Consider the following 24140-nt stretch of genomic DNA (forward strand, 5'->3'; position numbering starts at 1 on the left):
GTTCTGGTCGTGTGCGCCGGCGCGATATCAGTGGCCAGCGTTCTTATCCTGCCAAGAGCAATAACAGCCAAGGGCCATGGTGTGGGTGGCCTTGACCGGGCGGCCTTCGCTGAGGGCTTGCAAGATCGGCTCGATAAAGCTGTTGCTGGCGTTACAGGTGGCCCCTTCGCTGTAAGGGCCAAAGTAGGCCAGTTGGCCGCTGCGGTCCCAGATGGCAACGGCCGGGCTGGCGCTCAGGTGATCGGCACCGGGCACGCTGTTCAGGGGTTTGATCGCGCCCAGGGTGGCGGGCAACCGGCCTTGGGTACCGGGCTTTTGCAGCGAATAAAACTCGACGCCCTGGGGCACGTAACGGGCCAGCAACTCGCTGAGGTGTTGCTGGTTGCCGACGTTGCACGGGCAGGCCGGGTCCCAGAAGTGCACCACGCGGATGGCACCCGGGCCGGACAGTTCGGCGGGCAGGCTCAGGACATCTCCGGCAAACAACGCGGTCTGCTCACTGAAAGTGCGGATGTAGCGGCCCTGAAACCAGTCGTAGGCCAGCCATAGCCCCACCGCGCAGAGCAGTGTGAGCAGGCAGGCCAGCAGGGTTTTGGAGGTGGGCACCGGCATGCAAAAGCTCCTTGAAGGCCGCGTAGCTTGCCATGCTTGACCTGACAGATGAATATCGATGGTCTATAAAGCCTGTTTTGCGCACCCGCGCCCTGTCTGGAAGCCCTTATGTCTGCCCCGTTTTCCCCCGATTCCTTGCGCGCCAGTCTGCAGCCGTTGGCCGCAGGTCAGCCGTTATCGAGTGAGGGGCTGGCCTACCAGCATTTTTACGGGCTGGACTTTGCACAGCGTTCACCGGCGGTCAAACGCCAGCTGGGGCGCTTCACTGCGGGCGGTTATGAAATCGTCAGCCAGGTGTGGTGGCCTGATGCCCCGCCGGCGGCCACGCTATTTGTGATTCACGGCTTTTACGATCACATGGGGCTGTACCGGCATGTAATCGAATGGGGTTTGAACCACGGTTTTGCGGTGATTGCCTGTGATTTGCCGGGGCACGGGCTGTCGAGTGGTGAACGAGCCAGCATCGATGATTTCGCCCAATATCAGGCGGTGCTGCAAGGTCTGTTTATCGAAGCTCAATCATTGCAATTGCCGCAGCCCTGGCACTTGTGCGGGCAAAGTACGGGTGGGGCGATTGTGCTCGATCACCTGTTGCGCTACGGCGAACAAAGCCCGGCCCAGGGTCAGGCGATTCTGCTGTCGCCGCTGGTGCGGCCCAAAAACTGGGGCTGGTCGAAATTCAGCTACTACCTGCTGCGCCCCTTCGTCAAAGGCATTGCCCGGCGCTTTAGCGAGAACTCCAACGACCCGGCTTTCTTGCCGTTCCTGCAAACCGACCCTCTGCAACCGGTGCGCCTGCCCACGGCCTGGGTGGGCGCGCTGGCGCGCTGGATACCGCGAATCGAACAGGGCGCAGCACCAAGCTCGCGCAGACCGCTGGTGATCCAGGGCCAGGCCGATAAAACGGTGGACTGGCAGCATAACCTTGAAGTGTTGAAGGCCAGGTTCAACCAGCCGCAGGTGCTGTTATTGCCTGAAGCACGACACCATCTGGCGAATGAAACGCCCGAGATACGCGCACGATATTTCGCTTTTCTGGACAGGTATTTCTGACACCCACTCTTCCTGCGGGAGAGGCTGTAAACCTATGGGTTCAGGTTTGCAGTGCTTTGTCCCACCGCCAACCCGGCGCGAATCGCGGCCAGCGCGGCCTGATAGTAGGTCTTGCCATCTGGCGACTGGGCAAAGGTCACGAACTCTTCCAGCTCTGGATCAGACAGGTCGCGGTACACATACAGCAAGGTGTTATCCAGCTCGCCAGCAATCTGGTCCATCAAGCGTTGGCGCTGGCCATTGAGCATGCTTTGCGCCTGACCACCACCCAGCAGCCCTGGAATCATCGAACTCAAACTGTCTGCGGCAACGCCGGCAATCGCCAGGCTGACTTCAGCCCCGGCTTCACGGGCCGGCAGTGCGCGGGACAAATGATTGATCAGCAACTGGCGGGTCGCGTCAGCCTCCATGCGTGGCAAGCCCTGGGCGTGCTTGGCCAACTGATCGCGACGGGTGGCCAGCAGCTCTGCAGCGACAATTTTGGCCCCCAGCGGCGACTGGAAAAAGATCAATGCCGGGCTGGGGTTGGGCAGATTCTTGCGCATCTGCTCCTTGGCCCGCTGATCCATCGCCGCAGGTGCAAAACGCTGGCTACTATTGTTGACCAACGCTTGGTAGACCGCTGGCGGCAAATTGTTGCGATAACGTTCCTGAGCAGCGCCCAGAGCATCATTGAAGTGCGCGCGTTGTTGCGGCCAGCCAGCGACCGTAAACAGATCATCAAGGTTGTCTGCCCATGCGGGTAACGTACAAAACATCATTAACAGTAAAAACAAGCGGCGCATGAGGGGCTCCTGTCTGCAGGGCGCTATTGTCCGGGTGTGGCGTAGGACTTGTCGAGAATTCCTCTCGCTCTTGTAGGCATTAATACGTGCAGGTGATTTATTTCGACATTGCCAGCCAGACGGAGCTGTCAGATTTTGAGGCGGCTCGATACTATGCGCGCCATGCAAATACCCTCAGATCACCCGCTGTTGCTACGCATCGTCGACGACCTGTACACGCAGGGATGGTCACAGCAAAATATTTTCCTGCCCGAGGCTCTGACCCTCGAACTGGCGGCTGAGTGCCATAAACGTTCCGCTGAAGGTGAACTGACCCCGGCAGCGGTTGGCCGCGGTGTGACCCAGGAGGTCCGCGAGGGTATTCGAGGTGACCATATCCAGTGGCTGGAGCCGGGAGAGGCTCTGGCCTGCGACAGTTATCTGGGTTTGATGGAAAGCCTGCGAATCGCCATGAATCGCAGGCTTTTTTTGGGCCTGGAGGACTTTGAAAGCCACTTTGCGCTGTACCCGCCCGGTGCGTTTTACCTCAAGCATTTTGACCGTTTTCGTGATGATGACCGGCGCATGGTTTCGGCCGTGGTCTATCTCAATCAGGGCTGGTTGCCAGAGCATGGCGGGCATTTGCGCATGTACCTGGACGGCAATGTCGACTATGACGTACTGCCGACCGGCGGGTGTCTGGTGGTCTTTCTCTCCGGCGAAATCCCCCATGAAGTGATGCCTGCGACCCGTGACCGCCTGTCGTTGACCGGCTGGTTTCGTCGTCGCGCCACCGAGGTATTCGTATGAGCCACAAAGTGCTGGTAAGCCGCTGCCTGCTTGGCCATCGCGTGCGTTATGACGGCGGGGCCAGTGGCCCGTATGCGCAACTGGCGCAGTGGCAGGATGAAGGCAGGGTGATTGCCTTGTGCCCGGAAGTCGCAGGCGGCTTACCTACGCCTCGAGCGGCGGCGGAAATCCCCGGTGGCCAAGGGGTCGAGGTGCTCGCAGGCAAAGCCTCGGTCATCACCACTGAAGGCGAGGACGTGACCGAGGCGTTTGTGTCCGGGGCTCATCAGGCGCTGGCGCTGGCTGAGCGGCATGGCATCCGCATTGCTATTCTCAAGGCTAACAGCCCGTCCTGCGGCAACCGGCTAACCTATGACGGCAGCTTTAGCGGCACCAAGGTCAAGGGCCAGGGCGTGACGGCAGCACTGCTGACCCGCGCCGGGGTGCAGGTATTCAGTGAGCTGGAGCTGGAACAAGCAGCTAGCGCATTGGGTGTTTTGACGAAGAAATGACTTCAGGTAACATCCGTTACCACTTTTGCCCAGGGATACAACGATGACTGACAAGCCTAAACCACAGGCCTCGGCCGCGACCGAAAGTGCCGACACAGCACTGCACCATATCGTTGATGGCTTTTTGCACTTTCATCACGAAATCTTCCCTGAACAAGAAGCCTTTTTCAAAAAACTCGCCACGGCGCAAAACCCGCGGGCGATGTTTATCGCCTGCGCTGATTCGCGCATCGTGCCTGAGCTGATCACCCAAAGTGCACCGGGCGATCTGTTCGTGACCCGTAACGTCGGCAACGTTGTACCGCCTTACGGTCAGATGAACGGTGGTGTTTCTACAGCGATCGAATACGCGGTACTAGCACTTGGCGTGCAGCACATCATCATTTGCGGGCATTCCGATTGTGGCGCGATGCGCGCCGTGCTCAACCCCGCCAGCCTGAAAAAAATGCCAACGGTAAAAGCCTGGTTGCACCACGTAGAAGTGGCCAAAACCATGGTGCAGGACAACTGCAACTGCGCGAATGAATCGGAAAGCATGCATGTGCTGACCGAAGAAAACGTGATTGCCCAACTGCAGCACTTGCGCACGCACCCGTCGGTGGCGTCGCGTATGGCCAATGGGCATCTGTTTATTCATGGTTGGGTGTACGACATCGAAACCAGCCAGATCAAGGCCTACGACGCCGACAAGGGCGCCTTCCTGCCGCTGGACGGCACCAGCCCGATCCCGAGCGCGACGCCCAAAGCGCGGTTTTAACGCATTTGCGTAGCAGCTGACTCGCGGAGCGAGGCTGCTGCTACGGGAGCGGTGTAGTTACAACGCCAGGCCAACGCCCAATTGCTTGGACAGGCACGGCCAGCGCTTCCACGCGGCGCCTGTTTCAGGGCTGGTCAAACGCTCGCGATAGGCTTCGACCGACTCAAGGGCGAAGCTCTCTTCGTTGAGCATCAAGTCGACAGCGTGATGCACTGCAGCGTCGAGCTGGTTGGCAAAGTCTTCGCCGATCAACTGGTGAGCAATCAGGTTGGCCACGGTCATGTCCAGCGGAATCAGCGGCTGCTGAAAATGCTTGATATAGAGATCGTTGACCTCTTCAACCAGGCGATGGGCCAGGTAAGCTTCGTCCAGCAGACCCTCAAGGCCTTCATGGCCAGCCAGCAGCGGCAGTGGCTGGGCAAAAAACTGCTCGGCGATTTTCAGGATCGGCTTGATCTGCGATTCGATACCGGCTTCGCGGGCAACTTCATTGGCCGCATCAAGCAAGTCGGGCACCTGGTCGATATAGGCGCTGACAAAACGCGTCATCACCACATTACGGTCGACTTCAGGCAGTTGGATCGCGGTGTGAAGGTGCGGCAATTGAGCGGCCAGATGCTTGGCGAGCAGGCCCGTGCTGGCCTCATGTTCTTGGGCACGCGAGATCTGCACGCGGATGGCGGCGGTGTTCATGGGAACTCCAGGGGGGGTGTAAGGCAGGGAGATGCTTTAAAAGTAGCCCTATCAAGTCAAGGAGAGGGCTTTATCAGGGGGAGTATTGTTATTCATTTTGTGACCGGGCAGTGAGTGCCATTTGTCGATGGCCCCTTATTTCATTGTTTTGACCCCTTGCATTGCGGGGATGGGCCCGGTGTCTATACTCGTTTTTGTAACCGTTATTCGATGACGCCCGACTGCTTGAGCAGACGAGGCCAGGCGGAAAAGATAGCTGGTTGAACACCGCCCCCTTGTAGCGCTGCCCGTGTACTGATGCAGACCGGCGCAATAACAAGAAAAATAAAGGGGAACACCGCGATGCGACATCCACACCTATGGATGGGCCTGCTGTTGTGGTCAGTGTTCGGCCAGGCACAAGCGGCCTGGACCGTGAATATGGCGCCGGGTGCAACCGAAGTCAGTCATGCGGTCTTCGACCTGCACATGACCATCTTCTGGATCTGTGTGGTGATCGGCATCATCGTGTTCGGGGCCATGTTCTGGTCGATGATCGTTCACCGTCGCTCCACGGGCCAGCAACCGGCCAAGTTTCACGAGAGCACCAAAGTCGAAATCCTGTGGACAGTCATCCCCCTGCTCATCCTGATCGCCATGGCTGTACCGGCGACCCGCACCCTGATCCATATTTACGACAGCAGTGAATCGGATGTGGATATCCAGGTCACCGGCTATCAGTGGAAATGGCATTACAAATACCTGGGCCAGGACGTCGAATTTTTCAGCAACCTGGCCACCCCCGCCGACCAGATCCATAACCAGGCCCCCAAGGGCGAGCATTACCTGCTCGAAGTTGATGAGCCGCTGGTTTTACCCATTGGTGCCAAGGTGCGCTTTTTGGTGACCTCGGCAGACGTGATCCACTCCTGGTGGGTACCGGCCTTTGCGGTCAAGCGTGACGCCATTCCAGGCTTTATCAACGAGGCCTGGACCCGCGTCGAGAAGCCCGGCATCTATCGCGGCCAATGCGCCGAGCTGTGCGGCAAGGACCACGGGTTTATGCCCATTGTGGTCGATGTCAAAACCAGAGCCGATTACGACACCTGGTTAACCGAACGCAAGGCCCAGGCCGCACAACTCAAAGAGTTGACCAGTAAAGAGTGGACCCTGGACGAACTGGTGGCCCGTGGTGACAAGGTTTACCACACCGCTTGCGTGGCCTGTCACCAGGCCCAGGGCCAGGGCCTGCCGCCCATGTTCCCGGCACTCAAGGGTTCGCCGATTGCCACCGGGCCTGCCGCCGATCACCTGCACCGGGTGTTCTTCGGCAAGCCGGGCACGGCCATGGCCGCGTTTGGTAAGCAATTATCGGAAGTCGATATTGCTGCCGTTGTTACTTACGAGCGCAACGCCTGGGGTAACAACAAGGGCGACATGGTGACGCCAAAAGACGTGCTGGCGCTCAAACAGGCGCAAGGCAAATGAGCCGCGCAAGGCCACGCGCGCGCAACGGTCGGGGGCGCTCTGCCGCCGGCTTCTTGGTCCAGCTGTTTGCAGGAGTCAGGACATGAGTGCTGTTATCGATGACCACGGGCATGCAGACGGTCAGGCACATGGCCCGGCCAAAGGCCTGATGCGCTGGGTGCTGACCACCAACCACAAGGACATCGGTACCTTGTACCTGTGGTTCAGCTTCTGCATGTTTCTGCTTGGCGGCTCGTTCGCCATGGTGATTCGCGCCGAGCTGTTCCAGCCCGGCCTGCAAATAGTGGCCCCGGCGTTTTTCAACCAGATGACCACCATGCACGGCCTGATCATGGTGTTCGGTGCGGTGATGCCGGCGTTTGTCGGCCTGGCCAACTGGATGATCCCCTTGATGATCGGCGCGCCGGACATGGCCCTGCCGCGCATGAACAACTTCAGCTTCTGGCTGTTGCCCGCGGCGTTCCTGCTGCTGGTGTCGACGCTGTTCACCGCAGGCGGTGGGCCCAACTTTGGCTGGACGTTCTACGCGCCGCTCTCCACTACATACGCACCCGAAAGCGTGACTTATTTCATTTTTGCTATTCATTTGATGGGTATTAGTTCGATCATGGGGGCGATCAACGTGATTGCTACCATCCTGAATTTGCGTGCTCCCGGCATGACCCTGATGAAAATGCCGCTGTTTGTCTGGACCTGGCTGATCACCGCCTTTCTGCTGATTGCGGTGATGCCGGTGCTGGCGGGCGTAGTGACCATGATGTTGATGGATATTCACTTTGGCACCAGCTTTTTCAGCGCGGCCGGTGGCGGTGACCCGGTGCTGTTCCAGCATGTTTTCTGGTTCTTCGGTCACCCCGAGGTATACATCATGATCCTGCCGGCTTTCGGCGCCGTCAGCGCGATCATTCCGACCTTCTCGCGCAAACCGCTGTTTGGTTACACCTCTATGGTCTACGCCACAGCCAGCATCGGCTTTCTGTCGTTTATCGTGTGGGCGCACCACATGTTCGTGGTCGGCATTCCACTGGTTGGCGAACTGTTCTTCATGTACGCCACGTTGCTGATTGCGGTGCCGACCGGGGTTAAGGTGTTCAACTGGGTCAGCACCATGTGGCAAGGCTCACTAACCTTTGAAACCCCCATGCTGTTCGCTGTGGCGTTTGTAATCCTGTTCACCATCGGCGGATTTTCCGGGTTGATGCTGGCCATTGCCCCGGCGGATTTTCAGTACCACGACACCTATTTTGTGGTGGCGCATTTCCACTATGTGCTGGTGCCGGGGGCAATTTTCGGAATCTTTGCTTCGACCTACTACTGGCTGCCGAAATGGACCGGCCACATGTACGACGAAACCCTGGGCAAGCTGCATTTCTGGCTGTCATTTGTGGGCATGAACCTGACGTTCTTCCCGATGCACTTTGTAGGACTGGCGGGCATGCCGCGGCGGATTCCTGATTACAACCTTCAATTTGCCGACTTCAACATGGTGTCGTCGATCGGCGGATTCATGTTTGGTGTTACGCAGTTTCTGTTCCTGTTTATCGTCATCAAATGCATTCGAGGTGGCCCGAAAGCGCCGGCGAAACCATGGGAAGGTGCCGAAGGTCTGGAATGGAGCGTGCCTTCGCCCGCGCCGTACCACACCTTTACCACGCCGCCGGAAATCAAATGAACGGTCGAAAGTCCCTCACCCTAACCCTCTCCCAAAGGGAGAGGGGACTAACCGTACGCGGTTTCAAGAACACCGCCAATCAGCTCCCTCTCCCTCCGGGAGAGGGCTGGGGTGAGGGGCTTTTGCCCTTCTAAGGAGGTCCAATGTGAACACCTCAACACCCATCAAACGCCTGGTGCTGCGCTTATTGCTGATGGTCGTGGTGATGTTTGCTTTCGGCTTTGCCCTGGTGCCGATTTACGACGTGATGTGCAAGGCCTTCGGCATCAATGGCAAGACCGCCGGGCAATATGAAGGCGAGCAAGTGGTCGATCCGACTCGTCAGGTGCGGGTGCAGTTTTTGTCTACCAATGCCATAGACATGGTGTGGGACTTTTACCCCAAGGGGGATCAGTTGGTGGTCAATCCAGGGTCAGTCAACGAGATGGTCTTTGTTGCCCACAACCCCACTGACCATCCGATGTCGGCCCAGGCGGTACCGAGTATTTCCCCTGCCGAAGCAGCGCAGTACTTCCACAAGACCGAATGCTTTTGCTTTACCCAGCAGGTGCTGCAACCGGGTGAAAAGATCGAAATGCCGATGCGCTTTATTGTCGATCGGGCCATGCCCAAGGATGTGAAACACCTGACGCTGGCTTACACGCTGTTCGATATCACCGCTCGCCATCCGCCCGTCGCCGCTGTCTCCGGCAAGGACGCTGACCAGCCTTCCCGATAAGGAGAACGCACCATGGCAACTCACGATCAGTACTACGTCCCGGCACAGAGCAAGTGGCCGATCATTGCCACTATCGGTTTGTTGGTCACGGTGTATGGCTTGGGCACATGGTTTAACGATCTTAAGGCGGCGCGGCCTGAGTCCCACGGGCCGCTGATCTTCTTCGTCGGTGGCCTGATAGTGGCCTACATGATGTTCGGCTGGTTTGGCGCCGTGATCAAAGAGAGCCGCGCCGGGCTCTACAGCTCACAACTGGACCGTTCGTTCCGTTGGGGCATGACCTGGTTCATTTTTTCCGAAGTGATGTTCTTTCTCGCATTTTTCGGCGCGCTGTTTTACGTGCGTCACTTTGCTGGCCCGTGGCTGGGCGGTGAAGGCAGCAAGGCAGTGGCGCATATGCTGTGGCCCGACTTCCAGTTTGCCTGGCCTCTGCTGCACACCCCCGACCCTGCCCTGTACCCGCCACCCAAAGGCACCATCAGCCCGTGGGGCTTGCCGCTACTCAACACCGTATTGCTGGTCAGCTCCAGCATCACCCTGACCATCGCCCACCATGCATTGAACAAAGGCCATCGCGGCGCGCTGAAGTTCTGGCTGGGGCTGACCGTGTTGCTGGGCGCAGGTTTCCTGGGATTCCAGGCTGAAGAATATGTGCACGCCTACAAGGAACTGGGCCTGACCCTGGGCTCCGGCATCTACGGCGCGACGTTCTTTATGCTCACCGGCTTTCATGGCGCCCACGTGACCATCGGTGCGTTGATTTTGCTGATCATGCTGATTCGCATCGTGCGAGGCCACTTCAATGCCGAGCATCAGTTCGGCTTTCAGGCCGCGACCTGGTACTGGCACTTTGTGGATGTGGTGTGGCTCGGCCTGTTTTTGTTTGTTTACGTGCTGTGACCCGGTCATGACGCGCTTTCGGCCCGGGATCGCGCCCACCCTGGTGGTGTTGCTGTTGCTGCCGCTTTTGGTGTTTTTGGGGTTCTGGCAGTTAAGCCGCGCAGAGCAAAAGCGCGTATTGCTCACTAACTATGCTGAGCGCCAGGTGGCTGCGCCGGTAACCGTCGGGCAATTGCTGACCCTTGATGCCCCGGCCTTTCGCCGCGTGCAGCTGCGCGGTCACTTCGATGGCCAGCACAGCCTGTTGCTGGATAACCGTGTACGCAACGGCGAGGTCGGCGTCGAGCTGCTACAACCCTTTCAGGATCAGGCCAGCGGCCAGTGGTTGTTGCTCAATCGTGGCTGGCTGCCGTGGCCAAGCCGCCGCACGCCGCCGCAGTTCAGTACCCCCGAGCAGATACTGGACCTGCAGGCCTGGGTTTACGAGTCGCCGGGGGCTCCTTTCCAGTTGCATGCCGACCCCCAGGGCGCTCCTTGGCCACGGCTGGTGACGGCGCTCATGCCGGACAAGTTGTGGGCCGAGCTGGGCCGTGAAGGCTTTGCCGATGAGCTGCGCATCGCTCCGGGGCCTGCGGCGTATGTCGCCGACTGGCCACTGGTTTCAACGGGCATGGGCCCGGAAAAACACACTGCCTATGCCGTGCAATGGTTCGCCCTGGCGTTGGCGTTGCTCGGCCTTTATCTGTACCTCGGTTGGCACACTGCTCAGGAGAAACGCCATGGGAACGGCCATCAATCCGCCTGAAAGCGCACGCGCCCTGCCCCCCTCAACACGACGGCGTGGGCGCTTGCAACTGGTCCTTATTTTGCTGCTCACCGTCGGCCCGATGGTGCTGGCCACGGGCATGTACAAACTCAAGTTCTGGCTGCCCGAAAGCCGCAGCTACCACGGCGAGTTGCTCGGCAACGGGCAGAGTCGCGCCGCCCTTGGGGTGACGGCCGATGAACAACGCTGGCAACTGCTGGTGACCGCGCCACAAGCATGCGCGGCGGACTGTCAGCAACTGGTGTACCTGGCCCGCCAACTGCAAATTGGCCTGGGGCGCGATGCTTCCCGCGCCAGCCACGGCCTGGCGTCGGCACAACCGGTGGATGGCGCCTACGCCGCCAAGCTTCAGAGCGAGTATCCGCAGTTACAGCGCTACACCCTGGACCTGCCAACTTATACACAGGGCGCCGAGGGCAACGGTGCGGCGCAACTGTGGATCATCGACCCCCACGGCAATCTGGTGCTGCGCTACGGCCCCGGGGTAATCGGCAAGGACGTGCTCAACGACCTGCGCCTGCTGCTGAAGCTGTCCAATATCGGATAGAGGGCTATGTCATGGCCAAAGCTGGATTTCGCCTCGCGTTGCTTGCCACCTTGCTAGCGCTGGTGGTGGTGCTGCTCGGCGCCTACACCCGCCTGACCCACGCCGGGCTCGGTTGCCCCGACTGGCCCGGCTGCTACGGGTTTATCAGCGTGCCCAAGACCGAGGCGCAACTGGCCCATGCCGAGCTGCACTTTCCCGATACCCCGGTGGAGGCCGACAAAGGCTGGAGCGAGATGACCCACCGTTATTTCGCCGGCACCCTGGGCGTACTGATTGTGTTGCTGGCAGCCCGGGCCTGGCGGCAACGGCACCTGCCCGATCAACCGCTCAAGTTGCCGCTGTTTATCTTGCTGGTGGTGATCGCCCAGGCCGCTTTTGGCATGTGGACGGTGACGCTCAAACTGTGGCCGCAGGTGGTCACCGGGCATTTGCTCGGCGGCTTCGCCACCTTGAGCCTGCTGTTTTTGCTGACGTTGCGTTTATCTGGCGTATTGCCCGCGCTGGCAGTGCCGCGGCGCTTGCAGCGTTGGGCCACCGCCGGGCTGGTGCTGGCGATCCTGCAGATCGCGCTGGGAGGCTGGGTCAGTTCCAACTATGCCGCCGTGGCGTGTGTTGATGTGCCGACCTGTCATGGCCAATGGTGGCCTGAGGCCGATTTCGCCAATGGCTTTCATCTGACCCAGCACATCGGCCCCAACTATCTGGGCGGGCAACTGGACAGCGAGGCCCGCACGGCGATTCACCTCACCCATCGCTTAGGCGCCGTGCTGCTGACCGGGGTGTTGCTGGGCCTGGCGTGGCAGTTGCGCAAGGTCGGCATGACGCGTCTTGCCGGGTTACTGGTGGTGGCGTTGGCGGTACAAGTCAGCCTGGGCTTGAGCAACGTGGTGTTGGGTTTACCGCTGGCGGTGGCAGTGGCACACAACGCAGGGGGCGCGGCGCTGCTGCTGACACTGGTGCTGGTCAATTACCACACGCGCACGGCTCTGGTGCGGGTCAAGGCCCCGCGCTTTGCCCGCTGGAGCTTCAGCCTTAAAGGAGAGCAGCCGTGGCGACCGTGATGAGCGAGCAAGCACAGCGAGCGTTATGGCGCGATTATCTGGAGCTGACCAAGCCCAAAGTGCTGCTGCTGATGTTGATAACTTCGTTGATAGGCATGTTTCTCGCGACCCGCGCAGGTGTGCCCTGGCCAGTGTTGATCTTCGGCAATCTGGGTATTGGCCTGTGTGCCGGGGCGGCGGCAGCGGTCAATCATGTAGTGGACCGGCGCATTGACGCCGTCATGGCTCGTACCCACAAGCGCCCGTTGGCCCGGGGCCGGGTGTCGCCGCTTGCTGCGCTGACCTTCGCCCTGCTGCTGGCGCTGGCGGGCATGGCATTGTTACTGATGTTTACCAACCCGCTGACGGCCTGGCTGACGCTGGCGTCGTTGCTTGGCTATGCGGTGATCTATACCGGGTTTTTGAAGCGGGCCACGCCGCAGAATATCGTCATAGGCGGGCTGGCCGGGGCAGCGCCACCGCTGTTGGGCTGGGTGGCCGTTACCGGGCAAGTCACCGCCGAGCCACTGCTGCTGGTGCTGATTATCTTCGCCTGGACCCCGCCACACTTTTGGGCGCTGGCCATTCATCGCAAGGAGGAATACGCCAAGGCCGATATCCCGATGTTGCCGGTCACCCACGGTGAGCACTACACCAAGGTGCATATCCTGCTGTACACCTTCGTGCTGCTCGCGGTCAGCCTGCTGCCCTTTGTGATCCACATGAGCGGCCTGCTCTACCTGGCCTGTGCGCTAGGGTTGGGCGCACGCTTTCTGCATTGGGCGTGGGTGCTGTACCGTGGCACCCAGCCGCACGCGGCGATCAACACGTTCAAGTACTCTATCTGCTACCTGTTCCTGCTGTTTATCGCGCTGCTTGTCGACCACTACCTAATGTTGAACCTATGACTAAAACTCAAAAAACCGTCTTTATCCTCGTTGCGCTGGTGGCTTTGGTCATGGGCCTGACGTTTAACAAAATGATGTCGGGTAAAAGTCAGGGCGATAACACGTCGCTGATCGATGCGGGGATCATTTTGCTGCCGCAAAGCCGGCAGTTGCCAGACGTGACGATGACCAACCAGGACGGTCAGCCGGTGGTGATGAATGAACTGAAAGGCAAGTGGAGCATGCTGTTTTTTGGCTACACCTTCTGCCCGGACATTTGCCCGACCACCCTGGCCCAGCTGCGCCAGATCAAAAGCGAGCTGCCCAAAGAGGTGCAGGACAAGCTGCAGATCGTGCTGGTCAGCGTTGATCCCCATCGCGATACGCCGCAGCAGCTCAAGCAATACCTGGGCTACTTTGACCCTCAGTTCGTGGGCCTGACGCCGGGTTCCATCGATGAGCTGCAGACACTCGCGAACGCGGTGAGCATCCCGTTTATTCCGGCCGATACCAGCAAGGCGAATTACACTGTGGACCACAGTGGCAACCTGGCACTGATCGGCCCGGACGGTACTCAGCGGGGTTTTATCCGCGCACCGTTCAACAACCAGAAGATGGTTGCCCAGTTGCCGGGGCTGGTTGAACGCAAGTGAGGGAAAGAAGCCTGTAGTCGCTGCCGAAGGCTGCGAAGAGGGCATCTGGGGCTTCAAGAAAACGGGGGGCTTCGCCCCCCTTCGCAGCCTGTGGCAGCGACTACAGGTCGTGCTTAGAACGCCGGAACGATGGCGCCTTTGTACTTCTCAATAATGAACGCTTTCACTTCCGGGCTGTGCAGGGCTGCAACCAGCTTTTGCATGTCAGCGGAGTCTTTGTCATCCGGGCGTGCAACCAGAATGTTCACGTAGGGCGAGTCGCTGCCTTCGATGACCAATGCGTCTTTTTCCGGGTTCAGCTTGGCTTCCAGCGCGTAGTTGGTGTTGATCAGCGCCAGATCAACCTGGGTCAGTACGCGTGGGATGGTGGCTGCTTCCAGCTCGCGGAACTTCAGATTCTTGGGGTTGGCGGTAATGTCTTTGGGTGTCGACAGGATGTTGGTCTTGTCCTTGAGCGTAATCAGCCCGGCCTTATCCAGCAACAACAGCGCACGGCCGCCGTTGGTGGCGTCATTCGGGATCACCACGGTAGAACCGTCTTTGATTTCATCCAGCTTTTTGTACTTGCTCGAGTAGGCGCCCAGCGGCTCAAGGTGAACGGCTGCAACGCTGACCAGGTTGGTGCCCTTGGCCTTGTTGAACTCATCCAGGTACGGCTGGTGCTGGAAGAAGTTGGCGTCCAGGCGCTTTTCAGCCACTTGTACGTTTGGCTGGATGTAGTCGGTGAACACCTTGACCTTGAGGTTGACGCCCTCTTTGGCCAGTGCAGGCTTCACGAACTCGAGGATTTCGGCGTGTGGCACAGGGGTGGCCGCAACCGACAGATCGCCCGCGTGGGCCGAAAACGCCGCAACAGCGGCCACAGCAGCAAATAACTTCTTCATGCAGCAACTCCTTGTGAATACCTGGGTTCAGGTATCTGCCAGCCGCAGGCTGGCGGTTACGTTTATTGAATCGGGTCGCCTTTACTTGCGCGAAAAGTGAACCACCAGCCTGTCGCCAACGGTTTGCAGAATCTGCACCAGAATCAGCAGCAGCACCACCGTGACAATCATTACGTCGGTCTGGAAGCGCTGATAACCGAAGCGGATCGCCAGGTCGCCCAGGCCACCTGCGCCCACCACACCGGCCATCGCGGTGTAGCTCACCAGGGTAATGGCGGTCACGGTGATCGCGGCGAAAATGCCGGGGCGCGCCTCAGGCAACAGGGCGCTGGTAATGATCTGACGGGTGCTGGCGCCCATGGCCTGGGTCGCCTCGATGATCCCGCGGTCGACTTCACGCAAGGCAGTCTCCACCAGACGGGCGAAGAACGGCGTGGCACCGACCACCAGTGGCGGAATGGCACCCGCCACACCCAGCGAAGTGCCGGTAATCAGGACCGTGAAGGGGATCATCACAATCAACAGGATGATGAACGGCAGCGAACGCAAAATGTTCACCGCCAGCGACAGAAAGGCATACACCGCCTTTTGTTCAAACAATTGGCGCGGGCTGCACAAAAACAGCAGCACGCCCAGCGGCAGGCCCAGCACGATGGTGAACAGCAGCGAACCGCCCAGCATCATCAGGGTGTCGCCGGTGGCCAGCCAGATTTCCAGCCAGTCGATATTGGAGAAAAAACTCAAGAAAGCGTCCATTAGCGCAGCACCTCCATATGAACGTCAGCGGCAACGAAGCGGGCAAACGCCGCTTCCATATCGCCACCTGTGATGGCGAGGGTCAGTTGCCCATAAGGGGTGTCTTTGATGCGGTCAATACGACCGGCCAGGATGCTGTAGTCCACACCCGTTTCGCGGGCGATGGTGCCCAGCAAAGGAGCGTAGGTAGCTTCGCCCTGGAAGGTCAGGCGTACGATGCGGCCAGGCACATGAGCGAAATCGTCGCGTTGCTCGCTCTCGTCGATCTGCTCGTCTTCCTGGACAAAACGCTTGGTGGTCGGGTGCTTGGGGTGCAGGAACACATCGGCCACCGGGCCTTGCTCAACGATTACACCCGCATCCATCACTGCCACTTCATCACACACGCGACGAATCACATCCATCTCGTGGGTGATCAGCACGATGGTCAGCTTCAGCTCGCGGTTGATCTCGGCCAGCAGTTGCAGCACCGAAGCGGTGGTTTGCGGGTCGAGGGCGCTGGTGGCTTCGTCGCACAGCAGCACTTTTGGCTTGGTGGCCAGGGCGCGGGCAATGCCCACGCGCTGTTTCTGGCCGCCCGACAGTTGAGCCGGGTATTTTTTGGCGTGATCTGACAAGCCTACGCGCTCGAGCAATTCAGCAACGCGCTTATCAATGGCACTGCGGGACAATTCACCGGCCAGTGTCAGAGGCATCGCAACGTTATCGGCCACGGTCTTGGAGGCCAGCAGGTTGAAGTGCTGGAAAATCATGCCCACCTGCTGGCGGAAACGGCGCAGGCCGTTGGCGTCCATGGCGGTCACGTCTTCGTTGTCGACGATGATCTTGCCGCCGCTCGGGGTTTCGAGGCGGTTGATCAGGCGCAGCAATGTACTTTTACCCGCACCGGAGTGGCCAATCAGGCCGAACACCTGGCCGCTCTCAACACGCAAACTGGTGGAGTGCAGCGCGGGAATGTCCTTACCGGCAACCCGGTAAGTTTTATGAACATTATGAAACTCAATCACGTAGCGAACCTTGTGGGCGCGTAAATAGAAGTTCAGCGGTAAGCCGGGCGCGCATTTTAGCCTGTCCGTATAGATGCACTTAGCATTTATTTGCGCGCAAACCTTTGATTTGGCAATAAGACGACTAAAGGTCAAAAAAAGGGAACGACGGTAGAGGCCAGGCGTCAGTACTTAGGCAACTCGCATCCGCTTCGGCGGTATTTGTCGACAAGGCCTGATGCACAGGGCTTCGCAAACAAGGAGTTTAGTCTGATGAGCAGCAAAAAACCGTCTTCAAACAAGAGCCAGATGGCCGGCACCGACACCCTGGATCGTGGCAATACCAACCTCAAATTGCAAAGCCTTGAAACTTTTCGTGATGACGCCACGGATCAGGCGTTGCGAACCAATCAAGGGGTCAAGATTGCTGACAATCAGAACACGCTCAAGGCTGGCTCCCGGGGCCCGTCGCTGCTCGAAGACTTTATCATGCGTGAGAAAATCACCCATTTTGACCATGAGCGCATTCCCGAGCGCATCGTGCATGCGCGAGGCACCGGGGCCCATGGCTATTTTCAGGCGTACAAGTCCCATAGCGCGTTGACCAAGGCGGGGTTTTTGCAGGACCCGGGCAAGCAAACCCCCGTGTTTGTGCGCTTCTCTACCGTGCAGGGCCCGCGAGGCTCCGGGGATACAGTGCGTGACGTTCGCGGTTTTGCGGTCAAGTTTTTCACCGACGAAGGCAACTTCGACCTGGTCGGCAACAACATGCCGGTATTTTTTATACAAGATGCGGTCAAATTTCCTGACTTCGTTCATGCCGTAAAACCTGAACCACATAACGAAATTCCCACAGGTGGTTCAGCTCATGACACTTTCTGGGATTTTGTCTCACTGGTGCCGGAATCTGCTCACATGGTCATTTGGGCCATGTCCGATCGGGCCATTCCGAAAAGCCTGAGAAGCATGCAGGGCTTCGGCGTGCACACCTTTCGTTTCATCAATGCCGAAGGCCAGTCCAATTTCGTCAAATTCCACTGGCGGCCAAGCGTGGGTACTTGCTCATTGGTGTGGGACGAAGCGCAAAAGCTCGCAGGCAAAGACACTGACTTCCATCGCCGTGATCTGTGGGATGCCATTGAAACAGGCGATTACCCGGAGTGGGAGTTCGGTGTGCAGATCATCCCTGAAGAAGACGAACATAAATTCGATTTCGACATTCTTGACCCGACCAAGCTGATTCCCGAAGAACTGATACCGATTACGCCGTTGGGCAAAATGGTACTCAACCGCAACCCGGACAATTTTTTCGCAGAAACCGAGCAGGTAGCGTTCTGCCCGGGGCATATCGTTCCGGGGATCGATTTTTCCAATGATCCGCTGCTGCAAGGGCGCCTGTTTTCGTACACAGATACGCAGATCAGCCGCCTTGGCGGGCCGAACTTTCATGAAATCCCGATCAACCGTCCGGTAGCGCCCTTCCACAACAACCAGCGAGATGCTCAGCACCGCAATATGATCCACAAAGGACGTGCAGCCTATGAGCCCAATTCCATCGATGGTGGCTGGCCAAAAGAGACGCCACCGGCGGCCAGGGACGGCGGCTTTGAAAGCTACCCGGAGCGCATTGACGCCAACAAAATCCGTCAACGCAGCGAATCATTCAGCGACCATTTCTCCCAGGCCCGGCTGTTTTTCAACAGCATGAGCAAACACGAGCAAGAGCACATCATCGCCGCTTATAGCTTCGAGCTGGGCAAAGTGGAGCGCGAGCATATCCGGGCGCGGCAGGTGAACGAGATCCTGGCCAATATCGATTTGGGGCTGGCCGGGCGCGTAGCGGAAAATCTGGGCTTACCTGCGCCCAAGGCTGGCACCGTGGCCGAGCGAAAGACCGGTATCGCCAAGTCTCCGGCCTTGAGTCAGGCCAATCTGCTGGCGGCAAATATCAAAACCCGCAAGGTGGCAATCCTGGCTGCCAACGGGGTGGATGCCAAGGCGATCGATGCCCTGAAACAGGCACTGGCTGCACAAGGTGCCCACGCGAAATTGCTGGGGCCGACGTCTGCACCGGTCAAGGCCGCCGATGGCAGTTTGCTTGCAGTGGATGCGTCGATGGAAGGCTTGCCCTCAGTGGCTTTCGACGCGGTGTTCGTGCCCGGCGGCGCGGCGTCCATCAAGGCCTTGAGCGGCAATGGCGTGGCGTTGCACTACCTGTTAGAGGCCTACAAGCACCTCAAGGCCATCGCCTTGCACGGCGAAGCCAGGCAGTTGCTGGACGTGCTGCATTTGCAGGCGGATGAAGGCTTGCTGGTGATCAAGGAAGCCAAGGATCTGAAAGGCTTCTTTGCGGCAATGGGTCAACACCGTGTCTGGGCGCGAGAGGCCAAGGCCAAGGCAGTCCCGGCCTAACTCTAAACAAAAAACCCGTAGCAGCCAGTGGCTGCTACGGGTTTTTTATGCCGGGGCAATTTACTCCGGCTTGGTAGGTATCAGCACCAATTGCGCAGGCACATGGCGAATGATCTGACGCTCAAGTTTCAGGTCAAACCCGGGGTCGAGCTTTTTAACCCGCTTGCTGATCAGTGTGGCCAACCAGGGGTAGTCCGCCGTACGCGGAACCTGCAGGCTGACGGAGCACTGGTAATTAACGATATCTTGCGCGATCAAATCCAGTTGATGGCGAAGTTTGGCAATATCGTTGATGTTCAGTGCAACGGTGGTGCTTTCAGCCGCCGGGTCGATCACCTTGGCCGGTGGACGGGCCTCGGCAGCCTTGAGCGCAGCTTCGGCCTTGTCCAGCTCGGCCTTGCGCGCCTGGGCAATGGCACTGTTGACCCCACCAGTCAGCGCAGGGGCCTTGGGCATCAGGGCGCGGGCACGGCTCAGGGCAGTGGCTGCGGCGTTGACATCACCTTTTTGCAGGACGATCTGGCTGCGCTGCAGGTAGGCCTCGGCCAGTTGGCGCTGGTACTGCACCAATTGCGGATCATCCGGGGTTTGGGCCTGCAAGGCACTCAGTTGGTCCTCAGCGGTCGCGAGTTCGCTGCTGGCCAGGTTTTGCTCCAGCTGTGCGATGGCCGTAGCGCGTGCGTCGGCGGCAGTAGTGTCGGCCGACGGCGTGCTTTGGCAGGCGCCCAGCAGCAAGGAAAATGCGGCCAGGAGCAAGTAACGGGAGTTGAACAGCTTCATTCCTGCGGCTCTCTAAGTGCGCAAAAAACAAGCAAGTCTACACCCCTCGACGGGGCAGAACAAAACTCAGCAAAAACAGTGCAGCGGCACACACCACAATCGATGGCCCCGCTGGGGTGTCCTTGAACCATGACAGTGCCAGGCCACCACATACGGCCAGTATGCCCAGCGCGCTGGCGCCCAGTGCCATTTGCTCCGGAGAGCGGGCATGGCGCTGGGCCGCCGCCGCCGGAATGATCAGCAAGGAGGTGATCAGCAGCACGCCGACGATTTTCATCGCCACGGCTATCACCACCGCGATCAACAGCATCAGGGTCAAGCGTAACGCTGCCACGGGCAAGCCTTCAACCATGGCCAGCTCTTCGTGCACGGTAATGGCCAGCAACGGCCGCCATAGCGCAACCAGCAGCGCCAGTACCGCAGCGCTGCCGCCGAGAATCCACATCAGGTCGTTAGGGCTGATGGCCAGCAGGTCACCAAACAGATACGCCATCAGATCGATCCGAACTTCATGCATGAAGCTTAGTACGACCAGCCCGAGGGACAAGGTGCTGGGGGCGAGAATTCCGAGGAGCGTGTCAGATGCCAGCGATTGACGCTGTTGAAGCGTAACAAGCAACACGGCCAGTAACAGGCAGCCCACGGTCACGGCAATGGTCGGGCTGATATCCAGCAGGAAACCCATCGCCACGCCCAGCAGGGCTGCGTGCGACAACGTGTCACCGAAGTAGGCCATGCGCCGCCACACCACGAACGACCCCAAAGGACCTGCAACAATTGCCAAAGCCAGACCTGCCAGCAGGGCGTAAAGCAGAAAATCAGCCATGCTTGCAGCCTTCTCCGTGAACGTGGGCGGATGCCGCCGGGTTATTTTCGCTGACCACTGAGCCATGCAAGTCATGTGCGTGGTCGTGGTGGTGGTGATAAATCGCCAGGCTTTGTGCGTTTTTGCCAAATAGCTCAACAAAAGCCGGGTCGCCGCTCACCTGCTCAGGGTGGCCCGAACAACAGACGTGGCGGTTGAGGCACACCACCTGATCGGTGGTGCTCATCACCAGATGCAAATCGTGGGAGACCATCAGCACGCCGCAGCCGTGGCGGTCGCGCAGGCGGGTGATGAGGGCATACAGCTCCGATTGACCGGCCACGTCCACGCCTTGCACCGGCTCGTCGAGCACCAGCAGTTCGGGCTTGCGCAGCAGGGCGCGGGCCAGCAGTACGCGCTGCATTTCACCACCGGAGACGCTTTGCACCGGGCTGTCGATGACCTTTTCAGCACCGACTTCCTTTAGTGCTTCAAGGGCCTGGGCGCGGTCTACACCGGGCACCAGACGCAAAAAGCGCAACACGGACAATGGCAGCGTCGGATCAACGTGAAGCTTTTGCGGCATATAGCCCACGCGCAGCCTGGGTTTGCGCCATACGCTGCCGCTGGTGGGCTTGAGCAGGCCGAGCACGGCTTTGACCAGCGTGGTCTTGCCGGCGCCATTGGGCCCGATCAGGGTCACGATCTGGCCCGGTTCAACGCTCAGCTCGATATTGTCGAGTACGTTTTGCCCGGCATAGGTCACGGTGACATGTTGCAGGCGAATCAGTGCAGCGCTCATCAGGCCTCCCGGCAACCCGAACACAGTCCGACCACTTCGACAGTCTGGCCTTCGACAGTAAAGCCGACATCCCTGGCGCTGTTGATAATTGCGTCGCTGATGGACTTTTGCTCAAGCTCGATGGCGGCGTGGCAGTTACGGCAAATCAGGAACTGGCCCTGATGCGGATGCTCGGGGTGGCTGCAGCCAACAAAGGCGTTAAGCGACGAGATGCGGTGCACCAGGCCATTGTCGAGCAGGAAGTCCAGTGCCCGATAAACGGTCGGCGGCGCGGCGCGACGGCCATCCTGCTCGCTCAGCACGGCCAGAATGTCGTAGGCGCCCAGCGGCTTGTGGCTTTGCCACACCAGCTCAAGCACCCGTCGACGCAGAGCGGTCAGGCGCAGGCCCTTTTGTGCACACAAGGCATCAGCCTCGGTCAGGGCGCTGTGGACACAATGAGAGTGGTCGTGGGGACGGCTGGCAAGCGGTGTACTAGGCATGGGCGGCGACGATTATTGAGAGAGACGTTATTATGTTACCTGTTTCAGCCATCATGAGTGCTTATCGTGCCACGTCTTTTTTCCCTTTTTCTTGCTCTAAGCGCCAGTTTGCTCGTGATCAGCCCGGCCCGGGCCGAAGTCAACGTGCTGACCAGCATCAAGCCCCTGCAACTGATTGCCGCTGCCGTGCAGGACGGCGTGGGGCATCCCGAGGTACTTTTGCCGCCCAATGCCTCGCCGCATAACTACGCGCTGCGACCATCCGACGTACGGCGCGTGCAGTCGGCGGATCTTTTGTACTGGATAGGCCCGGACATGGAAGGGTTTCTGCCACGGGTTATCAAGGGCCGCACATTGCCCTCTGTGACCGTGCAAACCCTGCTGGGTTTGAAACTGCGTCATTTCGCCGAAGATAGCCATTCGCACGAAGAAGATGCCGCCGAACATGATCACGATCATCGCCCCGGCACCCTGGATGCACACTTGTGGCTGGCCCCGGACAATGCCCGGGTGATTGCGGCAAAAATGGCCGCTGACCTGAGTGAAAAAGACCCTGCCAACGCAGGCAAATACCAGAGCAACCTTAAGGCCTTCAATGAGCGTCTGGATGCGTTGAATGTGCGTCTCAAGGCTCGTATGGCCGGGATTGCCGACAAGCCGTTCTTCGTCTTCCACGAAGGTTACGACTATTTTGAAAGCGCTTACGGCCTCAAGCACACCGGAACGTTCAGTGTGGCTTCGGAAGTACAGCCGGGCGCCCAGCACGTAGCAGCCATGCGCAAGCGTCTGCAGGAAGTGGGCAAGACCTGTGTATTCAGTGACCCGCCGCTGCGCCCGCGCCTGGCGGACACCCTGACAGCCGGGTTGCCGGTCAAGTTGGCGGAGCTGGATGCCCTGGGCGGCTACACCCCTGCGACGGCGCAGGGGTATGAGCAGTTGCTGGAAAAACTCGGCAATGACCTGGCGGGGTGTCTGGAGAGTTTGTAAACCAACCGTAGTCGCTGCCGAGGCACGAAGGCTGCGAGCTTTTGATCTTCAAAGGCTCGCAGCCTTCGTGCCTCGGCAGCGACTACGAGAAGACTGACTCTTACAACGCAAACGGCAGTTTTACGGTCACCGTCTGGCGCAAAGCCAGGCGCTTCTCGAATTCGCCCGGGTCGTGAATCAGCACGTCCTGACCGGCAAAGGTCTGGGCTGCGATCAGGCGCGACAGCCAGAACCGCACGCAGGCAATGCGCAGCATGGTCGGCCACAGCTCGGCCTCGGCGGCAGTGAACGGACGCAACGCGGCATAGGCGCCCAGCAGCGCACGGGCGCGGGGAGCGTCGATCTGACCGTCATCGTCTGCACACCAGTCATTCAGCGCAATTGCCACGTCGTACAGCATCGGGCCCGAGCAGGCGTTGTAAAAGTCGATCAGCCCGGTCAGATGAGTGCCTTCGAACATCGCGTTATCGCGAAACAGGTCGCCATGCAGGTTGGCCCGGGGCAGTGCCAGAATCTGCGCCTTGCGCTCGGTTATTTCCTGTAGCGCCTTTTGCAGCAAATCTGCCGATTCAGGTGACAAATCAGCCATCAAGGCTGGCCCTTGCGCCAGCATCCAGTCCAGGCCGCGGTCTGTCTTGCGTTCCAGTACGTTGTCGCGGGTGGCGGTGTGCAAGTGGCCAAGCAATTCGCCAACCTGGGCGCAATGCTGGGCGTTGGCCTCACGGATATGCTTGCCCGCCAGGCGCGGCTGCAGCAATGCCGGCTTGCCCTTGAGCTCGCGCAAGGCCTGACCGTCAACGGTGCGCAAGGCAAAAGGCACCGGCAGATCGGCGTCATGCAGCACGTCCAGCAGCTCGATAAAGAACGGCATCTCTTTGACCGGCCCGCGCTCAACCAGGGTCAGGACAAATTCACCGCGCTCCAGGCTGATGAAGTAGTTGGTATTTTCGCTGCCCGCAGCAATCCCCTGGAAATCGAGCAAACGGCCGAGTTCATAAGGCGCAAGGAAGGTTTCCAACTCGCTGCGAGTCAGTGGGGTGAATACAGACATGATTTAAATTGCCAGTACGGGCGCCGCGTGAGGCGGCGCCAATTAAAGTTAAGACGCTACTTCCATTCGAAGATTTTCCACGAAGGAATCAGCATATCCGGCTGGTCGGAACGGATGTAATTGGCATCAGTACCATCAGCGCGTACCAGGAAGTACGGTTTGCCCCCTTTTGGGGTGACCTTGATGGCGTACAGGAAACCGTTTTGACGGTACTCCTGAATGGTTTTATCGCCTTCCGTGCGAATGGTTACATCTGGATCGGCGGTGACTGCTTCATCTGCTGCGAAGGTTACCAGCGGAGTGAGTGCAAACAAACCGGTCAGCAACAGGCGATTGAGTGTGCGCATGATAACCTTGTCCCTTTG

General features: G+C 59.1%; 26 protein-coding genes and 1 pseudogene. 15 read left to right on the forward strand and 12 right to left on the reverse strand.

Annotated features, from left to right (window positions below):
• Positions 1 to 27 precede the first annotated feature (27 nt).
• On the reverse strand, positions 28 to 612 hold the full coding sequence (locus tag CJU81_RS19210) for a DUF6436 domain-containing protein (RefSeq protein ID WP_095037868.1): 585 nt from the start codon (positions 610 to 612) through the stop codon (positions 28 to 30).
• A gap of 108 nt (positions 613 to 720) precedes the next feature.
• On the opposite strand from CJU81_RS19210, the gene CJU81_RS19215 reads away from it, so the two are divergent.
• Positions 721 to 1665, forward strand: a complete 945-nt coding sequence (locus tag CJU81_RS19215) for an alpha/beta hydrolase (protein WP_095037869.1) — start codon at positions 721 to 723, stop codon at positions 1663 to 1665.
• 32 nt (positions 1666 to 1697) lie between these two features.
• On the opposite strand, the gene CJU81_RS19220 is transcribed toward CJU81_RS19215, so the two are convergent.
• Entirely contained in the window at positions 1698 to 2450 is a 753-nt protein-coding gene (locus CJU81_RS19220; RefSeq protein WP_095037870.1) for a hypothetical protein, read from the reverse strand.
• A 153-nt stretch (positions 2451 to 2603) separates the two neighbouring features.
• On the opposite strand from CJU81_RS19220, the gene CJU81_RS19225 reads away from it, so the two are divergent.
• From CJU81_RS19225 to CJU81_RS19235, 3 genes are read left to right on the forward strand one after another with little or no spacing between them, the layout of a single operon-like run.
• Positions 2604 to 3239 (forward strand): 2OG-Fe(II) oxygenase, encoded by a 636-nt coding sequence (locus CJU81_RS19225; RefSeq protein ID WP_095037871.1) that lies wholly within the window; start codon positions 2604 to 2606, stop codon positions 3237 to 3239.
• The gene (locus CJU81_RS19230) at positions 3236 to 3730 is read left to right on the forward strand and encodes a DUF523 domain-containing protein (protein WP_095037872.1); all 495 of its coding nucleotides are present in this window, start codon (positions 3236 to 3238) and stop codon (positions 3728 to 3730) included. The genes CJU81_RS19225 and CJU81_RS19230 overlap by 4 nt, the downstream gene beginning before the upstream one ends.
• A gap of 43 nt (positions 3731 to 3773) precedes the next feature.
• Positions 3774 to 4487, forward strand: coding sequence for a carbonic anhydrase (locus CJU81_RS19235; protein ID WP_095027664.1), 714 nt, complete (start codon positions 3774 to 3776; stop codon positions 4485 to 4487).
• Positions 4488 to 4544: 57 nt separating this feature from the next.
• On the opposite strand, the gene CJU81_RS19240 is transcribed toward CJU81_RS19235, so the two are convergent.
• Positions 4545 to 5180, reverse strand: coding sequence for a hypothetical protein (locus tag CJU81_RS19240; protein WP_095027665.1), 636 nt, complete (start codon positions 5178 to 5180; stop codon positions 4545 to 4547).
• A gap of 342 nt (positions 5181 to 5522) precedes the next feature.
• Between CJU81_RS19240 and coxB the strand changes: the two genes are divergently transcribed.
• The 9 genes from coxB to CJU81_RS19285 all read left to right on the forward strand — a co-directional run bounded on the left by coxB (position 5523) and on the right by CJU81_RS19285 (position 13830).
• A complete protein-coding gene (gene coxB, locus CJU81_RS19245; RefSeq protein ID WP_095037873.1) occupies positions 5523 to 6647 on the forward strand; it encodes a cytochrome c oxidase subunit II in 1125 nt (374 codons plus the stop codon).
• A gap of 82 nt (positions 6648 to 6729) precedes the next feature.
• The gene (gene ctaD / locus CJU81_RS19250; RefSeq protein ID WP_095037874.1) at positions 6730 to 8319 is read left to right on the forward strand and encodes a cytochrome c oxidase subunit I; all 1590 of its coding nucleotides are present in this window, start codon (positions 6730 to 6732) and stop codon (positions 8317 to 8319) included.
• Positions 8320 to 8464: 145 nt separating this feature from the next.
• Positions 8465 to 9037 (forward strand): cytochrome c oxidase assembly protein, encoded by a 573-nt coding sequence (locus tag CJU81_RS19255; RefSeq protein WP_095037875.1) that lies wholly within the window; start codon positions 8465 to 8467, stop codon positions 9035 to 9037.
• Between the two features lie 12 nt (positions 9038 to 9049).
• Entirely contained in the window at positions 9050 to 9937 is an 888-nt protein-coding gene (locus CJU81_RS19260; RefSeq protein WP_088378661.1) for a cytochrome c oxidase subunit 3, read from the forward strand.
• A gap of 7 nt (positions 9938 to 9944) precedes the next feature.
• Positions 9945 to 10682, forward strand: a complete 738-nt coding sequence (locus CJU81_RS19265; RefSeq protein ID WP_095037876.1) for an SURF1 family protein — start codon at positions 9945 to 9947, stop codon at positions 10680 to 10682.
• Positions 10657 to 11250, forward strand: a complete 594-nt coding sequence (locus tag CJU81_RS19270; protein WP_095037877.1) for a hypothetical protein — start codon at positions 10657 to 10659, stop codon at positions 11248 to 11250. The genes CJU81_RS19265 and CJU81_RS19270 overlap by 26 nt, the downstream gene beginning before the upstream one ends.
• Before the next feature lie 11 nt (positions 11251 to 11261).
• Entirely contained in the window at positions 11262 to 12311 is a 1050-nt protein-coding gene (locus tag CJU81_RS19275) for a COX15/CtaA family protein (protein ID WP_095037878.1), read from the forward strand.
• Complete coding sequence (gene cyoE, locus CJU81_RS19280; protein ID WP_441007425.1) at positions 12311 to 13198, forward strand: heme o synthase; 888 nt, start codon at positions 12311 to 12313, stop codon at positions 13196 to 13198. The genes CJU81_RS19275 and cyoE overlap by 1 nt, the downstream gene beginning before the upstream one ends.
• Positions 13195 to 13830 carry an SCO family protein gene (locus CJU81_RS19285; protein WP_016782739.1) on the forward strand — a complete coding sequence of 212 codons (636 nt, stop codon included), beginning with the start codon at positions 13195 to 13197 and terminating at the stop codon, positions 13828 to 13830. The genes cyoE and CJU81_RS19285 overlap by 4 nt, the downstream gene beginning before the upstream one ends.
• 113 nt (positions 13831 to 13943) lie before the next feature.
• Here CJU81_RS19285 and CJU81_RS19290 read toward each other — a convergent pair whose 3' ends face one another.
• The 3 genes from CJU81_RS19290 to CJU81_RS19300 all read right to left on the reverse strand — a co-directional run bounded on the left by CJU81_RS19290 (position 13944) and on the right by CJU81_RS19300 (position 16477).
• Positions 13944 to 14714: a MetQ/NlpA family ABC transporter substrate-binding protein gene (locus CJU81_RS19290; RefSeq protein WP_095027675.1), complete on the reverse strand. Its 771-nt coding sequence runs from the start codon at positions 14712 to 14714 to the stop codon at positions 13944 to 13946.
• 81 nt (positions 14715 to 14795) lie between these two features.
• The gene (locus tag CJU81_RS19295; protein WP_094999685.1) at positions 14796 to 15470 is read right to left on the reverse strand and encodes a methionine ABC transporter permease; all 675 of its coding nucleotides are present in this window, start codon (positions 15468 to 15470) and stop codon (positions 14796 to 14798) included.
• On the reverse strand, positions 15470 to 16477 hold the full coding sequence (locus CJU81_RS19300) for a methionine ABC transporter ATP-binding protein (RefSeq protein WP_095003984.1): 1008 nt from the start codon (positions 16475 to 16477) through the stop codon (positions 15470 to 15472). Before CJU81_RS19300 ends, CJU81_RS19295 begins: the two co-directional genes overlap by 1 nt.
• Before the next feature lie 189 nt (positions 16478 to 16666).
• On the opposite strand from CJU81_RS19300, the pseudogene katE reads away from it, so the two are divergent.
• A pseudogene (gene katE / locus CJU81_RS19305) lies at positions 16667 to 18868 on the forward strand (catalase HPII); the annotation flags it as partial.
• Positions 18869 to 18928: 60 nt separating this feature from the next.
• Here the strand turns inward: katE and CJU81_RS19310 are convergent.
• The 4 genes from CJU81_RS19310 to CJU81_RS19325 are packed head-to-tail and all read right to left on the reverse strand — an operon-like array spanning position 18929 to position 21737.
• Positions 18929 to 19648 (reverse strand): PA5502 family lipoprotein, encoded by a 720-nt coding sequence (locus CJU81_RS19310; protein ID WP_095037881.1) that lies wholly within the window; start codon positions 19646 to 19648, stop codon positions 18929 to 18931.
• Positions 19649 to 19685: 37 nt separating this feature from the next.
• Positions 19686 to 20474 (reverse strand): zinc ABC transporter permease subunit ZnuB, encoded by a 789-nt coding sequence (gene znuB, locus CJU81_RS19315; RefSeq protein WP_095027678.1) that lies wholly within the window; start codon positions 20472 to 20474, stop codon positions 19686 to 19688.
• On the reverse strand, positions 20467 to 21255 hold the full coding sequence (gene znuC / locus CJU81_RS19320) for a zinc ABC transporter ATP-binding protein ZnuC (protein ID WP_095037882.1): 789 nt from the start codon (positions 21253 to 21255) through the stop codon (positions 20467 to 20469). Before znuC ends, znuB begins: the two co-directional genes overlap by 8 nt.
• Positions 21255 to 21737: a Fur family transcriptional regulator gene (locus CJU81_RS19325; protein WP_095037883.1), complete on the reverse strand. Its 483-nt coding sequence runs from the start codon at positions 21735 to 21737 to the stop codon at positions 21255 to 21257. Before CJU81_RS19325 ends, znuC begins: the two co-directional genes overlap by 1 nt.
• Before the next feature lie 66 nt (positions 21738 to 21803).
• Here CJU81_RS19325 and CJU81_RS19330 point away from each other — a divergent pair, with 66 nt between their 5' ends.
• Positions 21804 to 22724: a zinc ABC transporter substrate-binding protein ZnuA gene (locus tag CJU81_RS19330; RefSeq protein ID WP_095037884.1), complete on the forward strand. Its 921-nt coding sequence runs from the start codon at positions 21804 to 21806 to the stop codon at positions 22722 to 22724.
• Between the two features lie 100 nt (positions 22725 to 22824).
• On the opposite strand, the gene CJU81_RS19335 is transcribed toward CJU81_RS19330, so the two are convergent.
• Both CJU81_RS19335 and CJU81_RS19340 read right to left on the reverse strand, forming a co-directional pair.
• Complete coding sequence (locus CJU81_RS19335) at positions 22825 to 23775, reverse strand: homoserine kinase (protein ID WP_095037885.1); 951 nt, start codon at positions 23773 to 23775, stop codon at positions 22825 to 22827.
• Between the two features lie 56 nt (positions 23776 to 23831).
• Positions 23832 to 24122 (reverse strand): DUF2782 domain-containing protein, encoded by a 291-nt coding sequence (locus CJU81_RS19340; RefSeq protein ID WP_016782750.1) that lies wholly within the window; start codon positions 24120 to 24122, stop codon positions 23832 to 23834.
• Positions 24123 to 24140 lie beyond the last annotated feature (18 nt).

It is taken from the genome of Pseudomonas fragi, from assembly GCF_002269505.1.
Taxonomy (GTDB): domain Bacteria; phylum Pseudomonadota; class Gammaproteobacteria; order Pseudomonadales; family Pseudomonadaceae; genus Aquipseudomonas; species Aquipseudomonas fragi_D.

Excerpts from the sequence above, each read along its gene's own strand:
- CJU81_RS19265 (WP_095037876.1), top strand. The coding sequence starts at position 9,945 with ATGACGCGCTTTCGGCCCGGGATCGCGCCCACCCTGGTGGTGTTGCTG.
- cyoE (WP_441007425.1), top strand. The coding sequence starts at position 12,311 with ATGAGCGAGCAAGCACAGCGAGCGTTATGGCGCGATTATCTGGAGCTG.
- CJU81_RS19215 (WP_095037869.1), top strand. The coding sequence starts at position 721 with ATGTCTGCCCCGTTTTCCCCCGATTCCTTGCGCGCCAGTCTGCAGCCG.
- CJU81_RS19340 (WP_016782750.1), bottom strand. The coding sequence starts at position 24,122 with ATGCGCACACTCAATCGCCTGTTGCTGACCGGTTTGTTTGCACTCACT.
- CJU81_RS19270 (WP_095037877.1), top strand. The coding sequence starts at position 10,657 with ATGGGAACGGCCATCAATCCGCCTGAAAGCGCACGCGCCCTGCCCCCC.
- CJU81_RS19290 (WP_095027675.1), bottom strand. The coding sequence starts at position 14,714 with ATGAAGAAGTTATTTGCTGCTGTGGCCGCTGTTGCGGCGTTTTCGGCC.
- znuC (WP_095037882.1), bottom strand. The coding sequence starts at position 21,255 with ATGAGCGCTGCACTGATTCGCCTGCAACATGTCACCGTGACCTATGCC.
- CJU81_RS19235 (WP_095027664.1), top strand. The coding sequence starts at position 3,774 with ATGACTGACAAGCCTAAACCACAGGCCTCGGCCGCGACCGAAAGTGCC.
- ctaD (WP_095037874.1), top strand. The coding sequence starts at position 6,730 with ATGAGTGCTGTTATCGATGACCACGGGCATGCAGACGGTCAGGCACAT.
- coxB (WP_095037873.1), top strand. The coding sequence starts at position 5,523 with ATGCGACATCCACACCTATGGATGGGCCTGCTGTTGTGGTCAGTGTTC.
- CJU81_RS19210 (WP_095037868.1), bottom strand. The coding sequence starts at position 612 with ATGCCGGTGCCCACCTCCAAAACCCTGCTGGCCTGCCTGCTCACACTG.
- znuB (WP_095027678.1), bottom strand. The coding sequence starts at position 20,474 with ATGGCTGATTTTCTGCTTTACGCCCTGCTGGCAGGTCTGGCTTTGGCA.
- CJU81_RS19225 (WP_095037871.1), top strand. The coding sequence starts at position 2,604 with ATGCGCGCCATGCAAATACCCTCAGATCACCCGCTGTTGCTACGCATC.
- CJU81_RS19260 (WP_088378661.1), top strand. The coding sequence starts at position 9,050 with ATGGCAACTCACGATCAGTACTACGTCCCGGCACAGAGCAAGTGGCCG.
- CJU81_RS19335 (WP_095037885.1), bottom strand. The coding sequence starts at position 23,775 with ATGTCTGTATTCACCCCACTGACTCGCAGCGAGTTGGAAACCTTCCTT.
- CJU81_RS19285 (WP_016782739.1), top strand. The coding sequence starts at position 13,195 with ATGACTAAAACTCAAAAAACCGTCTTTATCCTCGTTGCGCTGGTGGCT.
- CJU81_RS19310 (WP_095037881.1), bottom strand. The coding sequence starts at position 19,648 with ATGAAGCTGTTCAACTCCCGTTACTTGCTCCTGGCCGCATTTTCCTTG.
- CJU81_RS19325 (WP_095037883.1), bottom strand. The coding sequence starts at position 21,737 with ATGCCTAGTACACCGCTTGCCAGCCGTCCCCACGACCACTCTCATTGT.
- CJU81_RS19230 (WP_095037872.1), top strand. The coding sequence starts at position 3,236 with ATGAGCCACAAAGTGCTGGTAAGCCGCTGCCTGCTTGGCCATCGCGTG.
- CJU81_RS19220 (WP_095037870.1), bottom strand. The coding sequence starts at position 2,450 with ATGCGCCGCTTGTTTTTACTGTTAATGATGTTTTGTACGTTACCCGCA.
- CJU81_RS19295 (WP_094999685.1), bottom strand. The coding sequence starts at position 15,470 with ATGGACGCTTTCTTGAGTTTTTTCTCCAATATCGACTGGCTGGAAATC.
- CJU81_RS19240 (WP_095027665.1), bottom strand. The coding sequence starts at position 5,180 with ATGAACACCGCCGCCATCCGCGTGCAGATCTCGCGTGCCCAAGAACAT.
- CJU81_RS19275 (WP_095037878.1), top strand. The coding sequence starts at position 11,262 with ATGGCCAAAGCTGGATTTCGCCTCGCGTTGCTTGCCACCTTGCTAGCG.